Origin of the sequence: Micromonospora sp. NPDC005220, from assembly GCF_040607895.1 — a bacterium.
Classification (GTDB): Bacteria; Actinomycetota; Actinomycetes; order Mycobacteriales; family Micromonosporaceae; genus Micromonospora.
Window position 1 is genome coordinate 104,552 of sequence record NZ_JBEXHP010000005.1, and the last position, 21,452, is coordinate 126,003.

The window sequence follows — 21,452 nt, forward strand, 5'->3', positions numbered from 1 at the left end:
CGACGGGCCCCCTTGGGAACATGAGGGAGGGTCGACGCATTAGCATTGCCGCCGTCCGCGACGGCTCTGCTGAATCGAGGCGACATGCGTTGGCTCCGTCGGTTGCTGGGCGGTAGGAAGGTCCAGCTCGACCCGGGACGCCAGCAGGCGCTGCTGCACGACGTCCAGTCCCGGTACGGCCCGCACGCGCGGATCCGGTTCAACGAGCAGGTCGAGGCGCTCACCGGATCGCTCGACAGCGACGACGGCCTGGTGGTGGCGACCCGGATCGTGAGTCAGGTCGCCGATGAGGCCCACGTGGACCTTCAGACCCAGGCCCAGGAGATCCACCGCCGGACGGGTCGGCGACTGCTGGTGCATCGCCGCAACTACCGGCCGCTGTGGAAGGAGGCCGGTCCGGCCCTGCGCTGGCCGCTGTTCGCCTTGCCGTGCGGCTTCCACCCGTACGCGCAGGTGGCCGCCGCTGTCACAGTGGTCGGCAACCGGGCGCCCCGGCTCGACCGGGTGACCGACCCGAACCCGTTGCTGACCCGCGTGTTCGAGGTGCTCGACCTCACCACCGCCGGCTGGGAGTACGGCCGGGTGCGGGTGGACACCGACGCCGCCGCCCTGGCCGATCGGCTGATCTCCAGTGCCGGTCGGGTGCTCGCGGCCATGGACGATCCGCCGCGTCTACCGCCGGCCGTCCGTGAGCTGATGCGTCGCAACAACACCGTCGCCGTGCACGATCCGGCCGGCCCACGGGCGGTCGGCGGGATCAACCTGGGCGCGCGGATGCGGGAGGAGTTCCTGGTCTGAACATCCGCGCGAGCGCTACCGCTCGGGGCGCCGACGCGCGAGATGCACGATGATGTCGGCGGAGAGCTCGACCGTCTCGGGCAGGACCTGCTCGATCTGGCCGAAGACCTGCTCCTGCTGCACGGTCGGCAGTTCGAGATACGCCGAGACCGTCGACAGATGCCCGACGTAGTCGCGCGCGCTCATCGTGAGGCGACGCTCGAGCACGGTCTGCTGGACATCGGTGAACCATTCGGAGCGTTGGAGCTCGGTGCCCGGCCACTGCATGGCCTGTCCCGGGGGCGTGCCATCGGGAGATGGAATCTCGTCGCTCTCCAGGAAGGGCGCCCGGGCGGCGCGGACAGCGTCCGCCACAGCCGGGTCGGCCAGTTGGGTCGGTCCGCCGAACGAGGCGAACACACCGCCGGGTTCCAGCAGCGCGGCCATCCGCGACCATCGACCCTCCGGCTCCGTCCAGTGCAGGGCCGCCGCCGCATAGACCAGGTGGTACGTCGCGGCCGGCCGCAGCTCCTCGAACGCGGCCTGCACGGTCCTGACCCCGCCTGGCACGTGCTTGCGCAGCTCGGCGAGCATGGCCGGGTCCGGGTCGGTCGCGGTGACCGTGACGTCCCGTTCGAGGAACAGCCGGGTCGCCTTGCCTGTCCCCGCGCCGATCTCCAGGGCCGTTCGAATGGGCCGACCCGCGTACGCCAGCACCAGGTCGACGAGCTCAACGGGGTAGCCCGGTCGGTACCGTTCGTATCGTTGCGCCACCATCCCGAAGCTCAGCGCGCGAGCAGGCATGCCGACCATCCTGCCACGACTCGCGCCGGTGGCGCCGAGCCGCGCCGGCTGGCCCGGTGCCACGCCGGAACCGGCAGGGCGTGCCGGTGTACGCGATCCGTCGCCGTCAGCCCCCGATCGCGATGGCGAAGATGTGCATGGTGGGCACGTTCGTCGCCGGCCGGGCGCTGATGTTGGGCAACACGACCGAGGCCACCGCCTTGCTCTGCAACGCGACACCCACGTAGTAGATGCACGCGGCGGTGTTCTGGCGGACGTTGTTGGGCCGGTTCTGGTACGCGGACACGATGGCCGCGGTCCCCCCGGATTGCGGCCCGCCGTACCAGTCGGGAGTGCTCAGGGTGAACGTCTGGCGGGTGCCGTCGGCGTAGACAACCGTGCCGGTCCCCGACACCGCGCCGTAGGTGCCGGTCAGCAGGAAGCCGAGGGTGCTGCCGGTGCCGGTCACGCCGATGGTCTGGCCCGAGGCGATGGCGTTGTCGGCCGCGCCGGAGCTGACGTTGGGCCAGCGGAAGTTGACCCCGTTGCGGCTCACCGTGCCGCCCGGGCTGGCACCGGCCGCCGCCAGGGCCTGCGCGGAGAGCGAGGCACCGCCGCCGTCGAAGTTACCGACGTTGGTGTTGCTGTCGCTGGTGATGCCGACATTGCTGAAGCTCTGCTCCAGCGTGGGTGTGGTGGCACCGGAGCTGGTGACCCGGTACGTGCGGCCGGCCTGCACGGTGACGTCGATCAGGTCGGAGTCGATCCGGGTGGTCCGGGCCGCCGTACCGTCGGCGGTGTCGACCACCGTGACGGTGCCGGTCAGGATCCGGGAGCGCAGGCGGACGGTGCCGGCCCGGTCCGGTCGGATGAGGATCTCGGTGGCCTGGCCGCTCGCCCACGTGATGCCGACCGTGTGCCCGCCCCGACCGCGCAGGCCGGTCACCCGCCCGCTCGGCCAGGCCGGCGGAAGCGCGGGCAGGACGTGCAGCTCGCCGGTGTGGCTCTGCAGCAGCATCTCGGCGATGCCGGCGGTGGCGCCGAAGTTGCCGTCGATCTGGAACGGCGGGTGCAGGTCGAACATGTTGGGCGCGAGCCGGGCGGTGGTGGCGAGGTAGCGGATCAGGTCGTGGGCCCGCTTACCCTCCTCCATCCGCGCCCAGAAGTTGATTTTCCAGGCCAGCGACCAGCCCGTGCCGTCGTCGCCGCGCAGCGCCAGGGTCCGCCGGGCCGCCTCGAACAACTGGGGGGTGCCGCGCTTGGTGATCTGGTTGCTGGGCGCCAGCCCGTACAGGTGCGAGATGTGCCGGTGGTTGGGCTCGGTCTCCACCCAGTCGTAGAGCCACTCCATGATGTTGCCGCGGGAGCCGATCTTCATCGGTGGGAGCCGGTCCCGGGTAGCGCGAACCTGCGCCCGGAACGTGCTGTCCACGTCGAGGATCTCGCTCGCCCGGGCGCACGCGTCGAACAGGTCCCGCAGGATCTGGTTGTCCATCGTGGGGCCGGCGCACACGCTGGCGTTCGCGTGGTGGCTGAGCTCTGGCGAGTTCGACGGGTTGGTCACCAGGTAGCCGAGGGTCGGCTCGGTGACCAGGGTGTTGAGGAAGAACTGCGCCGCGCCCTTCATCGCCGGGTAGTTCGTCCGCAGGAACTCGATGTCACCGTTGAACAGGTAGTGGTCCCAGATCAACGTGGAGAGCCAGGCTCCGCCGGTCTGCCACATGCCCCAGAACGCGCCGTCCACCACCGCGGTGGCCCGCCACGCGTCGGTGTTGTGGTGGGTGACCCACCCACTCGCCGCGCCGTACTGCACCTGCGCGGTGCGGGTGCCGGTGACCGCGAGGTCCCGGACCAGGTCGAAGACCGGGCCGTGGCACTCGGCCAGGTTGGTGGTGTTGGCCGGCCAGTAGTTCATCGGCAGGTTGGCGTTGATCGTGTACTTCGAGTCCCAGGATGGGGCCAACGAGTCGTTCCAGATGCCCTGGAGGTTGGCCGGCTGGGTGCCGGGCCGCGACGACGAGATCAGCAGGTACCGGCCGAACTGGAACAACAGCGCCGAGAACTGCGGGTCGTTGACGCTGTTGTGCTGGGCGATCCGGACATCCGTCGTCTGGTCGGCCGCGGACGTGCGACCCAGGTCGAGGGTGACCCGGCCGAACAGCGCCTGGTAGTCGGCCACGTGCCGGCTGCGCAACTGGTCGTAGCTGCTGGCCCGCGCGGCGGTGAGGCGCTGCCGGGCGATGCCCTGGTAGTCGCCACCGACGTTGCGGTAGTTGACGTAGCTAGAGCCGATGGAGATCAGCAGGGTCACGCTGTTGGCGTTGGTCACCCGCAGGGTGCCACCGGAGCTGGACACGCTTCCGCCGCTGATGGTCGCGTTGGCCAGGGCGAGGAAGCGGACCTGGCCGGTGACGCCCTCCATGTTCCCGGAGACGCCGTCGAGGCCGATCGTGGTGCCGTCCGGGCTGGACACCGTGGTGCGCTGCGGGCTGTCGAAGGTGGCGGTGAAGCTGATCGAGCCGGTGCGGTCGGCGGTCAGGCGCACCGCGATGACCTGGTCCGGCGCGCTGGCGAACACCTCCCGCTGGTGACGAACGCCGTTCAGCACGTACGTCGTCGTGACGGTGGCGGTGGTGAGGTCGAGCGTCCGGTCGTACTGCGAGGCCCCGCTGGCGGATCCGAAGGCGAGCCGGAGGTTGCCGACGGTCTGGTAGGCCAGCTGGCCGCCGGGGTTGCCCATCATGGTCTGGTTGATCAGATCCTGGGCCTGGGTCCACTGGTTCGCGTTGACCAGCCGCCGGATCTCCGCGAGCGCTCCCGCGCCTCGCGGGTTGCTGGGGTCGTGGGGCCCGCCGGCCCAGACGGTGTCCTCGTTGAGCTGAAGTCGCTCGGTGTCCACGTTGCCGAACACCATGGCGCCGAGCCGGCCGTTGCCGATCGGCAGCGCCCGCAGCCAGTCGGTGCCGGCCCCTTCGTCGTACCAGAGGGCGAGGTCCCCGGCGGCCATCACCTGCGGCGGAGCAACCGAATTCGCTCGGGCCGAGGCGGTCCACGGCACCGGCAGGAGAGCGCCGCCCGCACCGGCCGCACCGACCTTGAGGGCTTGCCGTCGGGTCAGGTCTGACATCGGTCCTCCAAACGGTGACCAGTCCGGCCACCCCGAAGTGTGACTACCTGTGGGACTCGACATGGGGATCCGCTTGGTGGGGCCAACCGGGCCCTGCCTGAGCAGGACGATGCCCGGCCTTGACGAGCCAGACATCTGATGTGTTTCGGGAAGGTTACTCCGGGGCCACAGAATAGGCAACGGTCGATCGATGGGTGGACGCCGTAACCCTCTGGCCGGTCAGCAAGACACGCGGGCTGGTCAGCAGCGGCGGCCTGACGCGGCACCGCACGGTGATTCGCCAGAATTGCCGCGACGACGACCCGCCCGGATGGACATACATCAGATGTACGGCGGCGCGCCGCCGATCTCGCCGCGATCTGACAGTCAGGATCGCCCGCCGCGGAGCCCACGGGAACGACCGCCGCACCACCGCCAGGTCGTCGCGCCCATGCACCGATCATCGGGCACCGCGCGATTCGAGCCCAGCCGCTCCTGTCCGCAATCGGGTTGTTCTCCGCCGGTACACGGGTGACCATGGGCGGCATGGCGGGAACTCGGGGGTGAGATCGCCCCTTCAGGGTGGACTGCCGCCGGGTGGCGCGGTGGTGGTCGGGGCCGTCGTGGAGATCGCCTGCGACGAGTCCGGATTCTCGGGCACCAACCTGCTGCACTCGACCGCCCCGGTGATCACGCACGCGAGCGTCGACCTGGCCCTCGACGAGGCGGTCGCGCTCATTTCCGCGCTGCGGTCCGGGTTCCGGTTCGCACCGCACGAGCTCAAGTCCGGGCGTTTCCTGCGCGGCTCGGGGGCGGAAGAGGCACTGGAGTGGTTCCTGGCGGCGCTGGCCGGCCGGGCGCACGTCCACCTCATCGACAAGGAGTTCTTCCTCGTCACCCGGATCGTCGACTTCCTGCTGACCGAACCGTCGTACGCGGCGGGCACCCGCCTCGCCCGCGAGCACCATCCGGCGGCTCTCGCCCTGCACCAGGCCGGGCGCTCGGCCGGAAGCGACTGGGGCGCCTTCCTCTCAGCGTTCGTCGATCTGGTCCGGATGAAGCGGCGGCTGCCGGGCGACCAGACGGTGCGGCGGTTCTTCGAGACCCGGGACGCGCTGCGCCGACACCGGCTCGGCACGGCGGCCGACGCCGTCCTCGACGGTCTCAGCCCCAGCCAGGTGCGGGCCGTGGTGGCCCGGCTCGACGGCGACGACCGCACGGTCCCTCCCCCGTTGGAACCGCTGCTGCCGGCGCTGGCCGAGACGGTCCTGTCCTGGAGCGGCGGCCGTCGGCAGGTGCTGGTGACCCATGACGAGCAGAGCGCCCTGACCGCCGACCGGCTGACCCGCCTTCAGCGGGTGTTGGCTGACAACGGCGACGCCTCGACGGCCGGCGTCGACCGGGCCGGGGCACTGCCGAACGGGGTGTCACCCCTGGCCGGGTTGGTGACTGTCGACTCCCGCGACGATCCGCGGGTCCAGGTCGCGGATCTCCTCGCGGGGGTGGCCCGGCGGATGCCCGGCATCATCGACGACGCGCTCCGTCAGCCGCCGCCCGTTCCCGCGGGGTGATGGGCGGCAGCCGAGTCACGGCGCGGCACGGAGGGCATCCGCGGTCGCCGAGTCAGCGGGAAAGAACGCCTCGACGGCCAACCCGGCGACTGTCACATCCCGCGGCGTACCAAAGAGGGTCGTGGTGCTGACGAAGGACAGCTCCTGGTCACCGTGCCGGTATCGCAGCGGGACGAGAACACGGGAGAGGGCATCGCCGACCGGTGTCGTGTCGACGTCGCCACCGGGATAGCCGCGAAGCTCCTCGTGCAGGTCGTACAGGATCGGGTCGTTCGTCGTCGCCGCCTGCTGGCGCAACCTGTTGAGCAGGTGGGCGCGCCACTCGGGCAGATTGACGATGCGCGGCGCCAGGCCGTCGGGGTGCAGGCTGAGCCGCAGCACGTTGATCGGTGGGGTGAGCAGGTGCGGCGACGCGTCGGCGGTGAACAGGGCGACGGCGGGGTTGGCGTCGACGAGGTGCCACTGCTGGTCGACCAGCAGTGCCGGGTACGGGCGGTGACCGTCGAGGATCTGCCGTACCGCGGCACGTACCGGTGCCAGCTCGGGGTCCCGCAGCTCGTGCCGGGGGTAGGCGGGCGCGTAGCCGCCGGCGAGCAGCATCGTGTTGCGCTCGGCCAGCGGCATCTCCAGGTGTTCGGCCAGCCGCAGGAGGAGGTCCGGGCTCGGCCGGGCGCGCCCGGTCTCGACGAAGCTCAGGTGCCGGGCCGACACTCCCGCCTCGATCGACAGGTCGAGCTGGCTCATCCCACGAGTCCGGCGCCAGTCGCGCAGCAGCTCCCCCACCGGTCGCCCCGGCCCGGTCGAGATCATCACTCACCGACCCTAATTCCGCGCCGGCACCCGGGCCATTACCTGCGAGGTAATCGACAGCCCACCGCGACAGCGGAAACATCTCTTCCGGCACGACCGATCCGGTGCGGCGACGCGGCAGCCCACGCCGCCCGCCACCACCACGACCCAGACCAGAAAACCAGACGCGAAGGACAGGCAATCATGGCCGCGTACGCGCTCGCACATCTCCGCAAGGCACCCGTCCACGCCGAGGTGCTGACGTACCTGGAGCGAATCGACGCCACCCTCGCGCCCTTCGCGGGCCGGTTCCTCGTCCACGGCGGCGCCATTGACGTCCTGGAGGACGACTGGCCCGGCGACGTGATCATCATTGAATTTCCCGACCTGACCCAGGCCCGCTCCTGGTACCAGTCCAGTGCCTACCAGGAGATCAAGCCCTTGCGGACGCGGCACCTCACCGGCGAGGCGATTCTCGTCGACGGAGTCGAGCCCGGCCACGACTCGTCTCAGCTGGCCGCGGACATTCGCCGCGCCACTGACCGGTAGCGCCCGACCCCCGCCCCGACACAGTGGCGCTGTGCCGAGGAATCGGATGGCTCGCCGCTTCCAGGACACCCCGACACCGGCCAGCCGGTCGTAGTCTCACCGAATGCCTGACATCCAGACGCACACCCTGGTCATACCCGGCGTCGACCTGGTCTACGACGTCCGCGGCCCGCTACCTCCCACTGGCGCCCATCGCGCGCTGCTCATGATCGGCCAACCGATGACGGCGGAGGGCTTCGTAGCGCTCGCCCCGCACTTCACCGACCGCACGGTCCTCACCTACGACCCGCGTGGTCTGGGCCGCAGCGTCCGCAAGGACGGACGATCCGACCACACGCCGCAGCAGCAGGCCGCCGACCTGCACGCGCTCGTCGAGGCGCTCGGCGTCGGTCCGGTCGACGTGTTCGCCAGCAGCGGCGGCGCGGTGACCGCCCTCGAACTGGTCGCCACCCACCCCGGCGACGTCGCCACCCTGGTGGCGCACGAACCGCCGATCAACGCCGTGCTCCCCGACGCCACGGCCGCCGAGCGCGCCCGGGCCGGCTTCTACGAGGCGTACCAGGCGAAGGGCTCGGGCGCCGGGATGGCCGCGTTCATCGCGATGACGTCCTGGCAGGGCGAGTTCACCGATGCCTACTTCGCTCAGCCCACTCCCGACCCGGCGATGTTCGGCATGACCAGCGACGACGACGGCAGCCGCGACGATCCACTGCTGTCGCGGAACTCGTGGGCGATCACCGACTACCGTCCCGACGCGCAGGTGCTCACCGCCGCGCCCACCCGGATCGTGGTCGCGGTCGGCGAGGAGTCGGCCGGGACGTACACCGCCCGCACCGCCCTGGGCCTCGCGGCGCTGCTCGGCCAGGAGGCCGTGGTGTTCCCGAGCCACCACGGCGGGTTCCTCGGCGGCGAGTTCGGTTACGCGGGCAAGCCCGAGGAGTTCGCCGCACGGCTGCGGGAGGTGCTGGACGCCGACTGACGTCCGCGTCCTGCTCGTCGGTCTCGTGGTGCTGGTCGGTAAGCCGGCCGACAGCTGGTCGGCCCCGGGTGACCCGGTGACCCTCAGCCGTCCGGAGTGAACAGCCCCTGGACGCCGACGACGATCGCGATGAGGCCGAGGATCGCGAGCAACAGTCGCACGCCGGTGGCGCCGTCCGACTGCTCGTCGCGGGGCGTCGGCCGCTCGGTCAGCCGGCCCCACAGCAGAGCCAGCCCCACACCGATCCCCACCAGCTCGAAGTGGAACACCCGGGGCCCGGACACCAGGTGGACGATGAGGTAGTAGCCGCCGGTCACCAGCGCCACCAGGCCGACCACCCACGCGATCGGGGCGGCCCGACCGGCGAGGCGGCCCAGGTCGTCACCGACCCGTGGCAGCAGCCGCAGCACCGGCACGGCGAGCAGGAAGCCACCGACGATGTTGGCGAGGTCGAGCAGCAGAGCCATCAGCACGAGGAGTCTCCGTCGATCGGGTGATCAGCCGGTGGGAGCGTACCCACGGACCCGGTCGGTTGAAACGATCCGGACGGCGCGCTCCCAGCAGGCCCCGTGCTGGAGTTCGGGCTGGGCTGCTCGACCCGTCAACGCGCGCACCGCCACACCAGCGGCCGATACGCCTGGTCTTCGTAGACGGATCCGACCACCGTCAGACCGTCGTCGCTGATCCCCTCGGCCGAATACGTGCCCGCCTCGGTCGCCCGGACCTCGGGGCGACCCGGCAACCGACGGGAGGTGCCGTCCGGGGCGACGACCAGCGGCGCACCGTCGGCGACCAGCACCTCACCATTGCCGGCGATGCCGCTCGCCCCCGGATAGAGCACCAGGCTCACCGCCCCGGTGGTGAGATTCCACCGCACCGGCAGCATCTGCACGGCGCCGCCCTGGGTGCCGCCGGGAGCCATGCCGATCGCCCATTCGCCGTGCGCCGATTCGACCGACGCCCGCGGGTAGCCGTCGGGCACCGCCAGCGCCTTCCCGACGCCCTGCGGCGTCCACAGGTAGGGCAGTTCGCCCATCGCGCCGACGATCGTGCCGTCTTCGGTGATCCCGGCCGCGGCCGACCCCCGCTGGCCGACCAGCCGGTACGTCTGCGGGCGGTCCGTCGACCACCGCACGGCCTGGTGCGTGTCGTCGGACCTGCGGGCCGTCCCGACGATGTCGCCCCGGGCGTTGACCCCGTGCACGAGCACCGCGTCGTAGCCGGGCGGGGTGGCCAGAAACCGGAGCTTCCCATCCCCGTACACCCAGCCGGTGCCGTCGCCGTTGGTGCCGACCACCTGGCCACTGGCGTTGACCGCGGCCGCGTGCCGCGCGGTCTTCGGCAGAACGACCGGCCGGCCGTCGGTCCACAGCACGACCCGCCCGTCCTCCTGCCCGGATCCGATGTCCCCGATGATGTGCCGCCCGGTGGGGTCGACTCCGGTGGCCACCGCGACCGGGCCGCCGATCGGCTGCGACAACCACGACGCCTGGCAGGTGACCGGCGGGCGGGCGGTGGCCGCCGGTGGCACCGCGAGCGCCGAGGTGGTCGGAGCCGGCCGGCTGGTGGTCCCGCCGACCTGAACGGCACCCACCACGCCGACCCCGGCGAGCATCGTCAGCGCGGCGATCCCGCCGACGCGGCGACGCCGGCGGCGACGCCGGCCGTCGCGGACCGCCCGACGCACGTCGACCCGCGGCTCGGGAACCGGCACCGACCGCAGCAGCGCGGCGATCCGTTGATCGTCCACCGTGGTCATTTCGGACTCCTCACTGACATCTCGGTGACGTCGAGCACCTGGCGAACGGCCGCCAACGCCCGGGCCGTCTGCGCCTTCACGTTGCCTTCGGAGCAGCCCATCGCGGTGGCCGTGTCGGCCAGCGACAGGTCGCACAGGAACCGCAGGACCAGGACGGTGCGCTGGCCGCGCGGGAGGCGGGCCAGCGCCGCGAGCAGGCTGTCCCGTTCGGCCAGGTCGTCGTACGGCGTCACCGGCGAGCGCTCCGGCTCCGGTACCGACCCCAACAGCCGCACCTTCGCCCAGCTCAACCGCTTCTCATCGACGAGCTTGTGCACCAGCATCCGATGTACGTACGCGTCGACGTTGTCGGCTCGGCTGACCCGGCGCCAGTTCACGTAGAGCGCCGTGATCGTCTGCTGTACCACGTCGTCGGCCAGATGGGCGTCGCCGCACATCAGGAACGCGGTCCGATGCAGGCTCGGCAGTCGCGCGGAGGCGTACTCCACGAACTCACCCTCGGCATCCACCATCGAGGCTCCCTCCTCCGCAAGCTCGACGGGACCGGACGACCATCAGGTTGCGTCCCCGTCGAAGTGCGGTCGGACGTAGGACCACGTGGCCGGCACGGCCGGGCCGGGGGAGTGTCCCGGACCGGCCGCGCCGCGGGCGGACCAGCGGGTCGGGCGGCCAGTGCGGTAGCGGGTCCGCGGGCCGACACCCCTGCCGGTCTCAGCTGACGGCGCTGGCCATCCGGCGTACCGCCTCGGTGATCACCTCTGGCGCGGCGGCCAGGTTCAGCCGGACATGCCCCACACCGCCGGTGCCGAACGCCAGTCCGGAGTTGAGCGCCACCCGGCCACGGTCGATGAAAACGCTGGCCGGGTCGTCGCCGAGGCCCAGGGCGCGGCAGTCCAGCCAGGCCAGACAGGTGGCCTGGCCGGGTTGGTAACGGATGGCCGGCAGGTGCTCGGCGAGTAGCGCACCAAGGAGCCGACGGTTGTCGTCCAGGCCGGTCAACAGGGCATCCAGCCACTCGCCGCCGTCGCGGAAGGCAGCGGTGTGCGCGATCACGCCGAGATGGCTGGTGCTGACGCTGACCCCGAACGGGACGCGGGCGAGGTCCCCGGCCGCGGCCGGGCCGGCGAGGAGGAGCCCTCCGCGCAGGCCGGCCAGGTTCCACCCCTTGGAGGCGGACATCAGCGACAGGCCGTTCTCCGCGCCGGGCACCGAGAGGTACGGCACGAACCGCGCGCCCCTGGCCACCACCGGTGCGTGGATCTCATCGGCTATCACCCGCACCCCGTGCCGCTGGGCCAGACCGGCGACGGCGGTCAACTCGGCCGCGCTGTGCACGACGCCGGTCGGGTTGTGCGGGCTGCAGAGCAGGTACGCGGCCGGCCGTCCACCGGCGCGGGCCCGCCGGAAGGCATCCTCCAGCGTGTCGAGGTCGATGCGCAGGTCAGCGCCGAGCGGTGCTTCCACGATCCGCCGGTCGGCGTGCGCCACGGACTCGTAGAACGGCGGGTAGACCGGGCAGTTGACGACCACCGCGTTCCCCGGCTCGGTGACCAGTCGCAGCGCCTCGACGACGCCGTGCATCACGTCCGGCACCAGCGCGGTGCGCTCCACGACCAGCCCGTCCCAACCCCACCGCCGCCGAGCGAACTCGGCCAGCGCCTGCGGGTAGGCCGTGCCGGCGGGGTAGCCGGTGTCGCCGCGCGCGACGGCGTCGGTGATCGCCTGTGCGACCGGCTCGGCCAGGGGCACGTCCATCTCGGCCACCCAGAGCGGCAGCACGTCGTCGGGGTACTCCCGCCACTTGAGGCTGGTCCGTCGCCGGAGCTGGTCGATGGTGAGCTGACGGAGGGGATTCACCGCGGTTCGGGCACCGAGCACGCCACTCATGGCTCCCAGCCTATTCCCTGCGCCGGCCCCCGGCCACCGCCGGTCCGTCCACTGTGGTTCTTCCGGAAAGATTTCCGGGCACCTTTCGGGATTGACCAGCGTCTTTGTCTGTCATCCCGATAGCCAGTCGAAATCGGCGGCGAAAAAACGCTGCGGGTCCCCGGTGCATAACTTAGGCTCCCGGATACCCACATCGACGGCCCGCCCTCACGCCGTGCCAGCCACCAACCTCGCACGCCGGCCATCGCCACCCTCGACGCCGATTGGAGTACTCGATGACCTGGCGTCCCACCATCGCCGTACTGGCCGGCCTGTTCCTCGCGGTCACCGCCACCACGCCGCCCGCCGGTGCCGCCGCCAACGCTGTGCGGGTCAGCGCCCACGCCGCGCTCGCCGGTCCGCCCGGCGCACCGCCCGGGGTCTGCCCGACCGGAGCCAGTTACGGCTCACCGCTGCCAGCCAGCACCCTGTCGGCCCCCCGAATCCGGGGCGGGTTCACCTTCCTGGAAGGGCCGGTCTGGGTCGCCGACGGCGGCTATCTGCTCTTCTCCGACATGGCCGCCGGCACCGGGCCGTACAACGTCCAGCCGTCGACGATCCGGCGGTTCACCCCGCCGGCGACGTTCGACACGTTCCTCGCCAACGCCGGCAGCAACGGCCTGGCGCTCAGCGCCGACGCCCAGCAACTGGTCGCGGCCACCCACGACCAGCGGAGCGTGTCCGCGTACCGGCTGAGCGACCGGGCCCGCAGCACCGTGGCGGCGAACTACCAGGGCCGGGCGTTCAACTCACCGAACGACGTCACGGTCCGCTCCGACGGCGTCGTCTACTTCACCGACCCGAACTTCCAGCGCGGCAACCGCCCGGACCAGATGAGTGGGCGGACCAGCGTCTTCCGCGTCTCCGGCGGCCAGGTGTCGCTGGTGGACGACCAGCTGCGCCAACCCAACGGCATCTCACTCGCACCGGACGGAAGCACCCTGTACGTGGGCGCCTACTCCGAGAACAAGATCTACAAGTACGCGGTCCAGCCCGACGGCAGCATCGGCGCCCGCAGCGTCTTCGTGAACTACATCGGCGGTCCGGACGGCGGCACGATCGACTGCGCCGGCAACGTGTACTGGACGTCGGGCGGGGATTCCCTGGTCCACGTGTACTCCCCCGCGGGCACCCAGCTCGGCACGATCCGGCCCGGCAACTCCGGCACGACCAACGTGGCGTTCGGCGGCCCTGACCGGCAGACCCTCTTCATCACGTCCGGCCCGTGGGGCGACTCCGGGCTGTACAGCGTGCGACTCAACATCCCCGGATACCCGTACTGAGCAATGCCGAGGGACGGTAGCGGCCGCCCCGGTGGCGGCCGCTACCATCGCAGCCCGAGGTGGCGGCGCGCTTTCCAGTGGTCACGTCACCTGACACCTCCCGGCCGCCCGTACACTCGGCTGATGGCGAACCGCCCGTGGCACCGGCGTCGGTAGACCGATGAGAGCGTCGGCCGCCGGCATCGTGATCTTCGACTTTGACGGTGTACTGCTACGCGGGGACGCGTTCGGGCTGTTCCTGCGGCGCAGCGTTTTCGTGGGAGCCCGGCTGCCGCTCGCCGTCGCCCTGCTCGTTCTCCTCGCGCCCATCGCCAGCGTTCCCGCCCTCCGGCCGTGGGCGGCCCGGTGGGTGAGCCGGATCGGCTTGTGCGGCCGGGACGCGGACGAGTTGCGGGCGGAGCTGGAACGCTTCGGCGCGGACCTCGGCGCGGAGCCAGGCCGGATCATCGGGCCCGGTCTGCGGAGGGTCCGCGCCCACCTCGCCGCCGGCGACCGGGTCATCGTGGTGACCGCGTGCGAGCACACCCTGGCCCGAGCGGTGCTCGACGCGGTCGGCCTCGCCGGCGTCGAGCTCGTAGCCTCGCACATTCGCGGGCCGAAACTGATCGTGCACAACCACGGGGCGACCAAGATGGCGCAGCTCGCCGCCCAAGGGGTGATGCCACCGTGGCGGGTGGCCTACAGCGACTCGCTGTCGGATCTGCCCGTCCTCCGTGCCGCCGAGCAGCCGGTGCTGGTCAACGCCAACGCGCGCCAGGCCACCCGGGCGCGGCGGTTGCTCGGTGCCCGGCTGGCCACCGTCACCTGGACGGGTGGCCACGTCCCGAGAGCTCACCGCCCCGGGCACCCGCATCCCGCCGCTGGAGACGCCCACCGATGAAAGACCGCTACGACAACCTGATCCGTACCCGTGCTCTCGACCCGGAGCGCGACTACCTGGACATCTACCAGACGATGCTGCGCTACGAGTTTCCGTGGGACATGAAGCTCGGGCTCAACCTCGCCTTCAACCGGTCCTTCTCCATCCCGGCCATTTCCAAGGTGCACACCGCCACGGGCGAGCTGACCGAGCGCACCCAGAAGCGGATCGACGACACCGGCCTGCTGATATACGAGATGGTGCTCAACGGCTTCGAGCACCATCGGGGTCGCGACGCGTTACGGCGGGCCAACCAGATCCACCGTCCGTACACCATCAGCAACGACGACTTCCGCTACGTCCTCGGCTGCCTGGTGGTGGTCCCCACCCGGTGGTTGCAGGAGTACGGCTGGCGAGCGCCCTGCTGCCACGAACGTCACGCCACGTTCCTGTTCTACCGGCAGCTCGGTCGACGGATGGGCATCACCGACATCCCCGGGTCGTACGACGAGTTCGAGACCTGGTTCGACACGTACGACGCGGCTCATTTACAGCCCAACGACGACGCGGCGACCATCGAACGAGCCACCCGGATGCTGATGCTCACCCGGATCCCCCGGGTGCTCGCGCCACTGGGAAACGCACTGGTCGGCGCCCTGTACGACGCGCCGCTGCGGCGGGCGACGCGGGTCGACACGCCAGCCTGGCCGGTCCGGGCAGGGTTGCACCTGGCCCTGAAGACGCGCGCACGGTTGCAGCGGCGGTTCGGAGCACCACGGAAGACGGCGTTGTTCGCCGACGGGATAACGGCCAAGAGCTACCCGCACGGGTACGAGATCAGCCAGCTCGGTCCGCCCCATGATCAGGCGCACGGATAGCAGCTCGGCGGCGCAGCGAACGATCGACGCAGACCCCGCCTCGGTCTCAGTGGCGCGGCCGCACCAGCCCCGCGTCGAAAGCCGCGATCACCAACTGTGCCCGATCTCGTACGGCCAGCTTCGCCAGCAGGTGCGTGATGTGCGTCTTCACCGTCTTCACGGAGATCACCAGGGCGGTCGCGATCTCGTCGTTCGACAAGCCGCCGCCGATAAGTGTCAGCACCTCCACCTCCCGGCCGGTCAGTCCGCGCAGCGCCGGCGTCGGCCGGTCCGGATACGGCGCCGCGACGTAGTGCGCCACAAGCCGGGTGAGGATCGACGGCGCGAACAGCGATTCGCCTCGGTGGGTCCGGCGGATGGCCTCGATCAGCTCTGCCGGGCGGGAGTCTTTCAGCAGGAAGCCGGACGCGCCGGCATGCAGCGCCTCGTACACGTACTCGTCGAGTTCGAACATGCTGAGAACCAGGACGCGGACGGCGGACAGCGCGGGGTCGGCACAGATGCGGCGGGTGGCCTTGAGTCCGTCGAGGTGCGGCATCCGTACGTCCATCAGGATGACGTCGGGACGGGTGGTCCGGGCGTGCGCCACGGCGTGCGCTCCATCGCCGGCCTCACCGACGACGGTCAGGTCCGGCTCGTTGTCGATGATCATGGCGAGGCTGTGTCGGAGCAGCGCCTGGTCGTCTACCAGCAGCACCCGGATGTCGCTCACGCCGCCCCGTCCCGAATTCGCGCGGTGACGAGGAAACCCGGGCCCACGTGTTCCGCGGACAGGGTGCCGCCGAGACTGCCGATCCGCTCCCGCAACCCGGCCAACCCGTGCCCGGCGCCCGGTGTTGCCAGCCATCCGGCACACTGCGGGCCGGCGTCCGCAACCGTGGCCACCACGTACGTTCCGTCCCGAGACACCTGCACCCGAACGTCTGTCGGGCCCGCGTACCGTGCCGCGTTGCTGAGCGCCTCCCGCACGGTCTTGCAGACGGCGACCTGTACACCCTGCGACACCGAACCGAGCGGTTCGACCGTCAGCCGTGTCCGCAGCCCCGCGAGCGACGCCCCGTGCACGATGCCGGGTAAGTCGTCGAGGTTGTCAACCGGAGCACGGCGGCTGGCAGCCGACGGCTCACGGAGGACTGTGAGCATGCGGCGCAACTCGGCCGTCGCATGCCGGCTCGCGTCCTCGATGTCGGTGAGCGCCGCCTCCACCTCGGCGGGCTTGGGCAGGTGCCGGGTTGCCGCCGCGCGGACCGTGATCAGACCCAGTCCGTGCGAGACGATGTCGTGCAGGTCGCGGGCGATCCGCAGCCGTTCGGCGAGCACCGCCTCGGACGCCGCCCAGGCGGTCAACCGGGACTCGTAGGCGGCTCGGTCGGTGCGTGACCGCCGCACCGCCCACACCGCGGCCGCGACAGCGCCGCCGACTATCAGCGGCGGCAGGACGAGCGCGAGCGGGCCCTGCGCGCCGACCGTACACATGGCCATCACCAGCACACTGGCCACCACGACAACAACCGGCACGGCTCTGGACCGCCCGGAGGGGCGGGGATGGGCGTTCACCACCCCGACTGTAGATCTCAGACCAGGGTCTGACGGTCCGTGGACCGACCCGGCCGTCGAAATCCGAGAACGGTCGGATGTGCGAGGGCAGACAGACCGGTTGACTCGACCCATGATCACGATCGATCGCGTCAGCAAGACCAAGAGCAGGGCGCAGATCCTGTACGACGTCAGCTTCGAGGCCCGGCCCGGCCGGGTCACCGGCTTCCTCGGGCCAAACGGAGCCGGCAAGACATCCACGCTCCGTGTCCTGCTCGGCCTGGACCGCCCACAGAGCGGGACCGCACTGATCTGCGGGCGCCCGTACCGGAAACTGGACCACCCGCTCACAACGGTCGGCGCGCTGCTCGACGGCAGCGGTGCCCACCGGGCCCGCCAGGCCCGCGCCCACCTGCGGTGGGTGGCCGCCAGCAACGGGCTGCCCGATTCCCGCGCCGACGAGGTCCTCGACATCGTGGGTCTGACCGGCGCCGCACGCAAGCGTGCCGGCCAATTCTCGCTCGGGATGAGCCGCCGGCTCGGGCTCGCCACCGCCCTGCTCGGCGACCCCGAGGTGCTGGTCCTGGACGAACCGGTCAACGGTCTCGACCCGGCCGGGATCCGCTGGATCCGCGGGTTCCTCAGAGACAGCGCGGCGGAGGGCCGCACCGTCCTGCTCTCCAGCCATCTGATGGGGGAACTGGCCGAGATCGCCGACGACGTCATCGTCATCGACAAGGGGCGGGTCGTTATCCAGGGCAGGCTCGCCGAAGTCATCGGCGGTCATCGCACGCTCGAAGACGCGTTCCTGGCGCTGACCGCCACCGCGACAGGTGGATCATGGTGAGCCTCGTTCGCGCTGAGCTGCGTAAGCTGTTCGGCCTGCCCACGGCCTGGGTCGGCCTGGTGCTGGGCACCCTGGCGGCACCCCTGATCGTCCTGCTGAACGCGCCGTACACCCGCCGCGCGATCGCCGCCGGCACCGTCACCGACACGTCCGACCTGGGCCTACGCGACCTGGGTCTCGGTCTTATCGGTCCGATGATCCTCGGTGTGATCATGGTGAGCAGCGAGTACACGTCCACCGGCCCGGACAGCCCCGGCGCCCGCCAGCTCACCACGACGCTCACCGCCGTCCCCGACCGACGGCGTCTGCTCACCGCGAAGACCAGCGCACTGGTGCTTGTCGTCGCGGCACAGGCGGCGGTCACGGCCGCCGCCGCACTCAGCCTCGTCCGCGTGCTGCACGGCGACCACGCACCGACGCCCGCCGCGGCCCGAGTCGCCGGCGCGATCCTCTACTGGACGCTGACCGCACTACTGGCCTACGCGGTCACGCTGATCACCCGCAACGGGGTGGTGCCTCTGACACTGCTGATCATCAACAACGCGGTCGTCTCGGTGTCGTACCTGCTGACGAAGGTCACCGACCTCGCCGCCTACCTGCCGGACATCGTCGGGGCGCGGATGTTCATCCGCACCGCGGACTTCCCCGTCGAGATCTCCCCGCTGACCGCCGGACTGGTGATGACCGCCTGGGTCGTGGCGTTACTCGCGGTCGGCGCGGTCCTGTTTCACCGGCGGGACGTGTGAACACCGCCCGCGCGGAACTACGCAAACTGCTGACCCTGCCGTCGCTGCGCCTGACCGCACTGCTGACCTGGACCGCCCACCTGGCGCTGACCGGTGCGTACAGATTGGCCGAGTCTCGTGACGAGCCACTCGGCGACAACACCGCCCTGGCGCCACTCGCCTACACCCAGGCCGGCTTCCTGGTGCTCGGCGTGTTGGCGGCCGCATCCGAGTACGAGGAGGGCGGCCAGATCCGCACCACACTGCTCGCGTCGCCCCGGCGGCTGCCTCTACAGGCGACAAAGGCCCTCACGCTGGCCGTGGTGACGCTTCCGGTAGCCGCCACAACGGCGGCCACCAGTGCGTTGCCGGCCGGCGAGGCCACGTGGACGCCGGCCGCAACCGCGTACCTGACGCTCACCACACTGCTCGGGGCGGCATTCGCCAGTGTCGTCCGCCGTGCGGTGCTCGCCGTGATCTTGTTGCTCGGTCTGTACTTCATCGCGGGACCGCTGCTGCGCGCCTGGTTCGCGACCAGCGCTGTCTACCTGCCGGACACCGCTGCCCTCGACCCGGCCCGTGGCGCCGCCGCAACGGTCGGCTGGACCCTCTGTGCCCTGGCCCTCGCCGCTTTCACCTTCCACCGGCGCGACGCGTAGTGGGGCTGTTCGGCTGTGCAGAGATCTCCGCTGGGGATCCCGGCCCGCGAGTGGGGCCGGTCCGCCGACAAGCCCACGGGAATGACGGCGGACCGGCTCTCAACGGATGTCGGTGGTGGTCCAGCGTGGGGAGGCGATGGTGACCGGGACGGTGTCACCGACCAGCGTGGTCAGCGCCTGGGTGTCCCGCCGCGCGCTGGTGCCGACCCAGAGTTCGACCTCGCCGGGCTCCACGACGCGGGTGAACGTGCGGTCGGAGAAGGCCAACCGGGTGGTGGGGACCGTCAGCTCGACCGTGACGGACTGGCCCGGCTCCAGGTGGACCCGCTGGTAGCCGAGCAACTGCGCCACCGGCCGGGTCACCGAGGCGACCAGGTCGCGCCCGTAGAGCTGGACCACCTCGTCGCCGGCGACCGCGCCGGTGTTCGTCACCCGCACGGTCACGCCCACCGCCCCGTCGGTGGGCACCGTGGCGGGCACCGCGAGATCGCTGTACGCGAATGTCGTGTAGGACAGGCCGTGCCCGAACGGCGCCACGGGCGTCGCCGGCAGGTTGGTCACCTCGTTGCCCGCACCGAGGGTGGGGTGCAGGTAGGAGTACGGCTGCGCGCCGGCCGACCGGGGCAGGCTGACCGGCAGCTTGCCCGACGGGTTGACCCGCCCGGACAGCACCCTCGCGATCGCCCCGGCGCCCTCCTCGCCCGGGAAGAACGCCTGCACCACCGCCGCGCAGCGCGAAAGCGCCCAGCCGATCGCGTACGGGCGGCCGGTGAGCAGCACGAGGACAACCGGTGTGCCGGTCGCCAGCACCGCCTCGACCAGTTCGCGCTGGACGCCGGGCAGCTCCAGGTCGTCCCGGTCGCAGCCCTCGCCGACCGTGCCGCGTCCGAAGAGGCCGGCGTGGTCGCCGACGACCAGGACGGCCACCTCCGCGTCGGCGGCCGCGGCGACCGCCTCCTCGAAGCCGGACCGGTCGGCGCTGTCCACGTCGCAGCCGCGTGCCGAGGTGACGAGATCGCCGCCGAACTCGGTCCGTACGGCGTCGAGCACGGTCGGCACCTCGATGCCGGTCTCCACACCGGGGTGCTGGACGAGGACGTGGTTGAGGAACGAGTAGCACCCGAAGAGCGCACCCTGCCGGTCGGCGTTCGGGCCGATGACTGCCACCCGTCGACCCGCCGGCAGCGGCAGCGCGTCCTGGTTGGCGACCAGCACGATCGACTCCTCGGCGAGCCGGCGGGCGATCGACCGGTGCTCGGGCGAGTCGAGGTCGATCGTCTGGGGAGGCTCGTCGCTGAAGGTCGCGTCGAGCAGACCCAGGTCCTGCTTCTGGCGCAGCACCCGCAGCACCGCGCGGTCGATGAGCGCCTCGTCGAGCTTGCCCGTCCGCACCGACTCCCGCAGGGTCAGGTAGGCGTCGCCGGTCGGCAGTTCGACGTCGACACCGGCGGTCAACGCCTGCCCGGCCGCCTCGGCGTGATCGCCCGCGACGTGGTGCAGCAGGTTCAGGAACGCGACCCCGTAGTAGTCGGCCACCACCGTGCCATCGAAGCCCCACTGGTCCCGCAGGATGCCGGTGAGCATCGTCGGGTCGGCGGCGACGGGCACTCCATCGATCTCGGCGTACGAGTGCATGACACTGCGGGCGTCCCCGTCGATGAGCGCCATCTCGAACGGCAGGAGCAGCACGTCGGCCAGTTCCCGGCGGCCGACGTGCACCGGAGCGAAGTTGCGCCCGGCGCGCGAGGCGGAGTAGCCGGCGAAGTGCTTGAGGGTGGCGTGCACCCCCTGCGCCTGTAGGCCACGCACGTACGACGTGCCGATGGTGCCGACCAGGTACGGGTCCTCGGCGATGCACTCGTCCACCCGACCCCAGCGGGGGTCTCGGATCACGTCGAGCACCGGAGAGAGCCCCTGGTGGACGCCGAGGGTGCGCATCGAGGCGCCGATCGCCGCGGCCATCTCGGTGACCAGTTCGGGGTCGAACGCGGCACCCCAGGCCAGTGGGGTGGGGAAGGTTGCCGCCTTCCACGCCGACAGCCCGGTGAGGCACTCCTCGTGGACGATCGCGGGAATGCCGAGCCGGGTCCCGGTGACCAGGTCGCGCTGAAACTTCCACAGCCAGGACGCGCGTTCCGCAGCGTCCACCGGGCGGGTGCCGTAGGCACGGGTGAGGTGACCGAGCCCGTGCCGGGAGAAGTGCTCGAGCTTGACGGCGTCGCCGAACTCCCCCTGCAACGGTGCGACCGCCTCGCCGTCCTCCTTCTCCCAGAAGCCGACGAGCTGGGCGATCTTCTCCTCGATCGTCATCCGGCCGAGGAGATCGCGCAGCCGGGCCCCGCCGTCCTGCCCGTCCGGTCGGTCGTGCCTCGGACCTGCCTGAGCCGGCGCCGGCCCGTCCACCACCGCGTGGACCTCAGTCATGC

At 71.2% G+C, this 21,452-nt stretch carries 20 protein-coding genes; 10 read left to right on the forward strand and 10 right to left on the reverse strand.

The window, feature by feature from the left end:
- The first annotated feature begins 84 nt into the window (after positions 1-84).
- Positions 85-798, forward strand: a complete 714-nt coding sequence (locus ABZU52_RS03980; RefSeq protein WP_354969590.1) for a hypothetical protein — start codon at positions 85-87, stop codon at positions 796-798.
- A 15-nt stretch (positions 799-813) separates the two neighbouring features.
- Here ABZU52_RS03980 and ABZU52_RS03985 read toward each other — a convergent pair whose 3' ends face one another.
- Positions 814-1,581 (reverse strand): class I SAM-dependent methyltransferase, encoded by a 768-nt coding sequence (locus ABZU52_RS03985; RefSeq protein ID WP_354969591.1) that lies wholly within the window; start codon positions 1,579-1,581, stop codon positions 814-816.
- A gap of 106 nt (positions 1,582-1,687) precedes the next feature.
- Positions 1,688-4,687 (reverse strand): glycoside hydrolase family 95 protein, encoded by a 3,000-nt coding sequence (locus tag ABZU52_RS03990; RefSeq protein WP_354969592.1) that lies wholly within the window; start codon positions 4,685-4,687, stop codon positions 1,688-1,690.
- 542 nt (positions 4,688-5,229) lie between these two features.
- Here ABZU52_RS03990 and ABZU52_RS03995 point away from each other — a divergent pair.
- Positions 5,230-6,237, forward strand: coding sequence for a hypothetical protein (locus ABZU52_RS03995; RefSeq protein WP_354969593.1), 1,008 nt, complete (start codon positions 5,230-5,232; stop codon positions 6,235-6,237).
- 15 nt (positions 6,238-6,252) lie between these two features.
- Here ABZU52_RS03995 and ABZU52_RS04000 read toward each other — a convergent pair whose 3' ends face one another.
- Entirely contained in the window at positions 6,253-7,047 is a 795-nt protein-coding gene (locus ABZU52_RS04000; RefSeq protein ID WP_354969624.1) for a helix-turn-helix transcriptional regulator, read from the reverse strand.
- A gap of 183 nt (positions 7,048-7,230) precedes the next feature.
- On the opposite strand from ABZU52_RS04000, the gene ABZU52_RS04005 reads away from it, so the two are divergent.
- Both ABZU52_RS04005 and ABZU52_RS04010 read left to right on the forward strand, forming a co-directional pair.
- On the forward strand, positions 7,231-7,575 hold the full coding sequence (locus tag ABZU52_RS04005) for a DUF1330 domain-containing protein (protein ID WP_354969594.1): 345 nt from the start codon (positions 7,231-7,233) through the stop codon (positions 7,573-7,575).
- A gap of 103 nt (positions 7,576-7,678) precedes the next feature.
- Positions 7,679-8,554, forward strand: a complete 876-nt coding sequence (locus tag ABZU52_RS04010) for an alpha/beta hydrolase (RefSeq protein WP_354969595.1) — start codon at positions 7,679-7,681, stop codon at positions 8,552-8,554.
- Positions 8,555-8,637: 83 nt separating this feature from the next.
- Here the strand turns inward: ABZU52_RS04010 and ABZU52_RS04015 are convergent, their stop codons facing one another.
- The 4 genes from ABZU52_RS04015 to ABZU52_RS04030 all read right to left on the reverse strand — a co-directional run bounded on the left by ABZU52_RS04015 (position 8,638) and on the right by ABZU52_RS04030 (position 12,200).
- Positions 8,638-9,021, reverse strand: a complete 384-nt coding sequence (locus tag ABZU52_RS04015) for a hypothetical protein (RefSeq protein WP_354969625.1) — start codon at positions 9,019-9,021, stop codon at positions 8,638-8,640.
- A gap of 134 nt (positions 9,022-9,155) precedes the next feature.
- Complete coding sequence (locus tag ABZU52_RS04020; RefSeq protein ID WP_354969596.1) at positions 9,156-10,313, reverse strand: hypothetical protein; 1,158 nt, start codon at positions 10,311-10,313, stop codon at positions 9,156-9,158.
- Entirely contained in the window at positions 10,310-10,825 is a 516-nt protein-coding gene (locus ABZU52_RS04025; RefSeq protein WP_354969597.1) for a SigE family RNA polymerase sigma factor, read from the reverse strand. The genes ABZU52_RS04020 and ABZU52_RS04025 overlap by 4 nt, the downstream gene beginning before the upstream one ends.
- 199 nt (positions 10,826-11,024) lie before the next feature.
- Positions 11,025-12,200: an aminotransferase class I/II-fold pyridoxal phosphate-dependent enzyme gene (locus ABZU52_RS04030; RefSeq protein WP_354969598.1), complete on the reverse strand. Its 1,176-nt coding sequence runs from the start codon at positions 12,198-12,200 to the stop codon at positions 11,025-11,027.
- A gap of 275 nt (positions 12,201-12,475) precedes the next feature.
- Between ABZU52_RS04030 and ABZU52_RS04035 the strand changes: the two genes are divergently transcribed.
- The 3 genes from ABZU52_RS04035 (at position 12,476) to ABZU52_RS04045 (ending at position 15,259) form a co-directional block, all read left to right on the forward strand.
- Entirely contained in the window at positions 12,476-13,522 is a 1,047-nt protein-coding gene (locus ABZU52_RS04035; protein ID WP_354969599.1) for an SMP-30/gluconolactonase/LRE family protein, read from the forward strand.
- Positions 13,523-13,682: 160 nt separating this feature from the next.
- Entirely contained in the window at positions 13,683-14,402 is a 720-nt protein-coding gene (locus tag ABZU52_RS04040; protein ID WP_354969600.1) for a haloacid dehalogenase-like hydrolase, read from the forward strand.
- The gene (locus tag ABZU52_RS04045) at positions 14,399-15,259 is read left to right on the forward strand and encodes an oxygenase MpaB family protein (RefSeq protein WP_354969601.1); all 861 of its coding nucleotides are present in this window, start codon (positions 14,399-14,401) and stop codon (positions 15,257-15,259) included. Before ABZU52_RS04040 ends, ABZU52_RS04045 begins: the two co-directional genes overlap by 4 nt.
- A gap of 46 nt (positions 15,260-15,305) precedes the next feature.
- On the opposite strand, the gene ABZU52_RS04050 is transcribed toward ABZU52_RS04045, so the two are convergent.
- Positions 15,306-15,971, reverse strand: a complete 666-nt coding sequence (locus ABZU52_RS04050; protein WP_354969602.1) for a response regulator transcription factor — start codon at positions 15,969-15,971, stop codon at positions 15,306-15,308.
- The gene (locus ABZU52_RS04055) at positions 15,968-16,816 is read right to left on the reverse strand and encodes a histidine kinase (RefSeq protein WP_354969603.1); all 849 of its coding nucleotides are present in this window, start codon (positions 16,814-16,816) and stop codon (positions 15,968-15,970) included. The genes ABZU52_RS04050 and ABZU52_RS04055 overlap by 4 nt, the downstream gene beginning before the upstream one ends.
- Positions 16,817-16,928: 112 nt before the next feature.
- On the opposite strand from ABZU52_RS04055, the gene ABZU52_RS04060 reads away from it, so the two are divergent.
- From ABZU52_RS04060 to ABZU52_RS04070, 3 genes are read left to right on the forward strand one after another with little or no spacing between them, the layout of a single operon-like run.
- The gene (locus tag ABZU52_RS04060) at positions 16,929-17,642 is read left to right on the forward strand and encodes an ATP-binding cassette domain-containing protein (RefSeq protein ID WP_354969604.1); all 714 of its coding nucleotides are present in this window, start codon (positions 16,929-16,931) and stop codon (positions 17,640-17,642) included.
- A complete protein-coding gene (locus ABZU52_RS04065) occupies positions 17,639-18,388 on the forward strand; it encodes a hypothetical protein (RefSeq protein ID WP_354969605.1) in 750 nt (249 codons plus the stop codon). Before ABZU52_RS04060 ends, ABZU52_RS04065 begins: the two co-directional genes overlap by 4 nt.
- Positions 18,385-19,026 carry a hypothetical protein gene (locus ABZU52_RS04070; RefSeq protein WP_354969606.1) on the forward strand — a complete coding sequence of 214 codons (642 nt, stop codon included), beginning with the start codon at positions 18,385-18,387 and terminating at the stop codon, positions 19,024-19,026. Before ABZU52_RS04065 ends, ABZU52_RS04070 begins: the two co-directional genes overlap by 4 nt.
- Before the next feature lie 99 nt (positions 19,027-19,125).
- Here the strand turns inward: ABZU52_RS04070 and ABZU52_RS04075 are convergent, their stop codons facing one another.
- Positions 19,126-21,450 carry a glycoside hydrolase family 3 N-terminal domain-containing protein gene (locus tag ABZU52_RS04075; protein ID WP_354969607.1) on the reverse strand — a complete coding sequence of 775 codons (2,325 nt, stop codon included), beginning with the start codon at positions 21,448-21,450 and terminating at the stop codon, positions 19,126-19,128.
- Positions 21,451-21,452 lie beyond the last annotated feature (2 nt).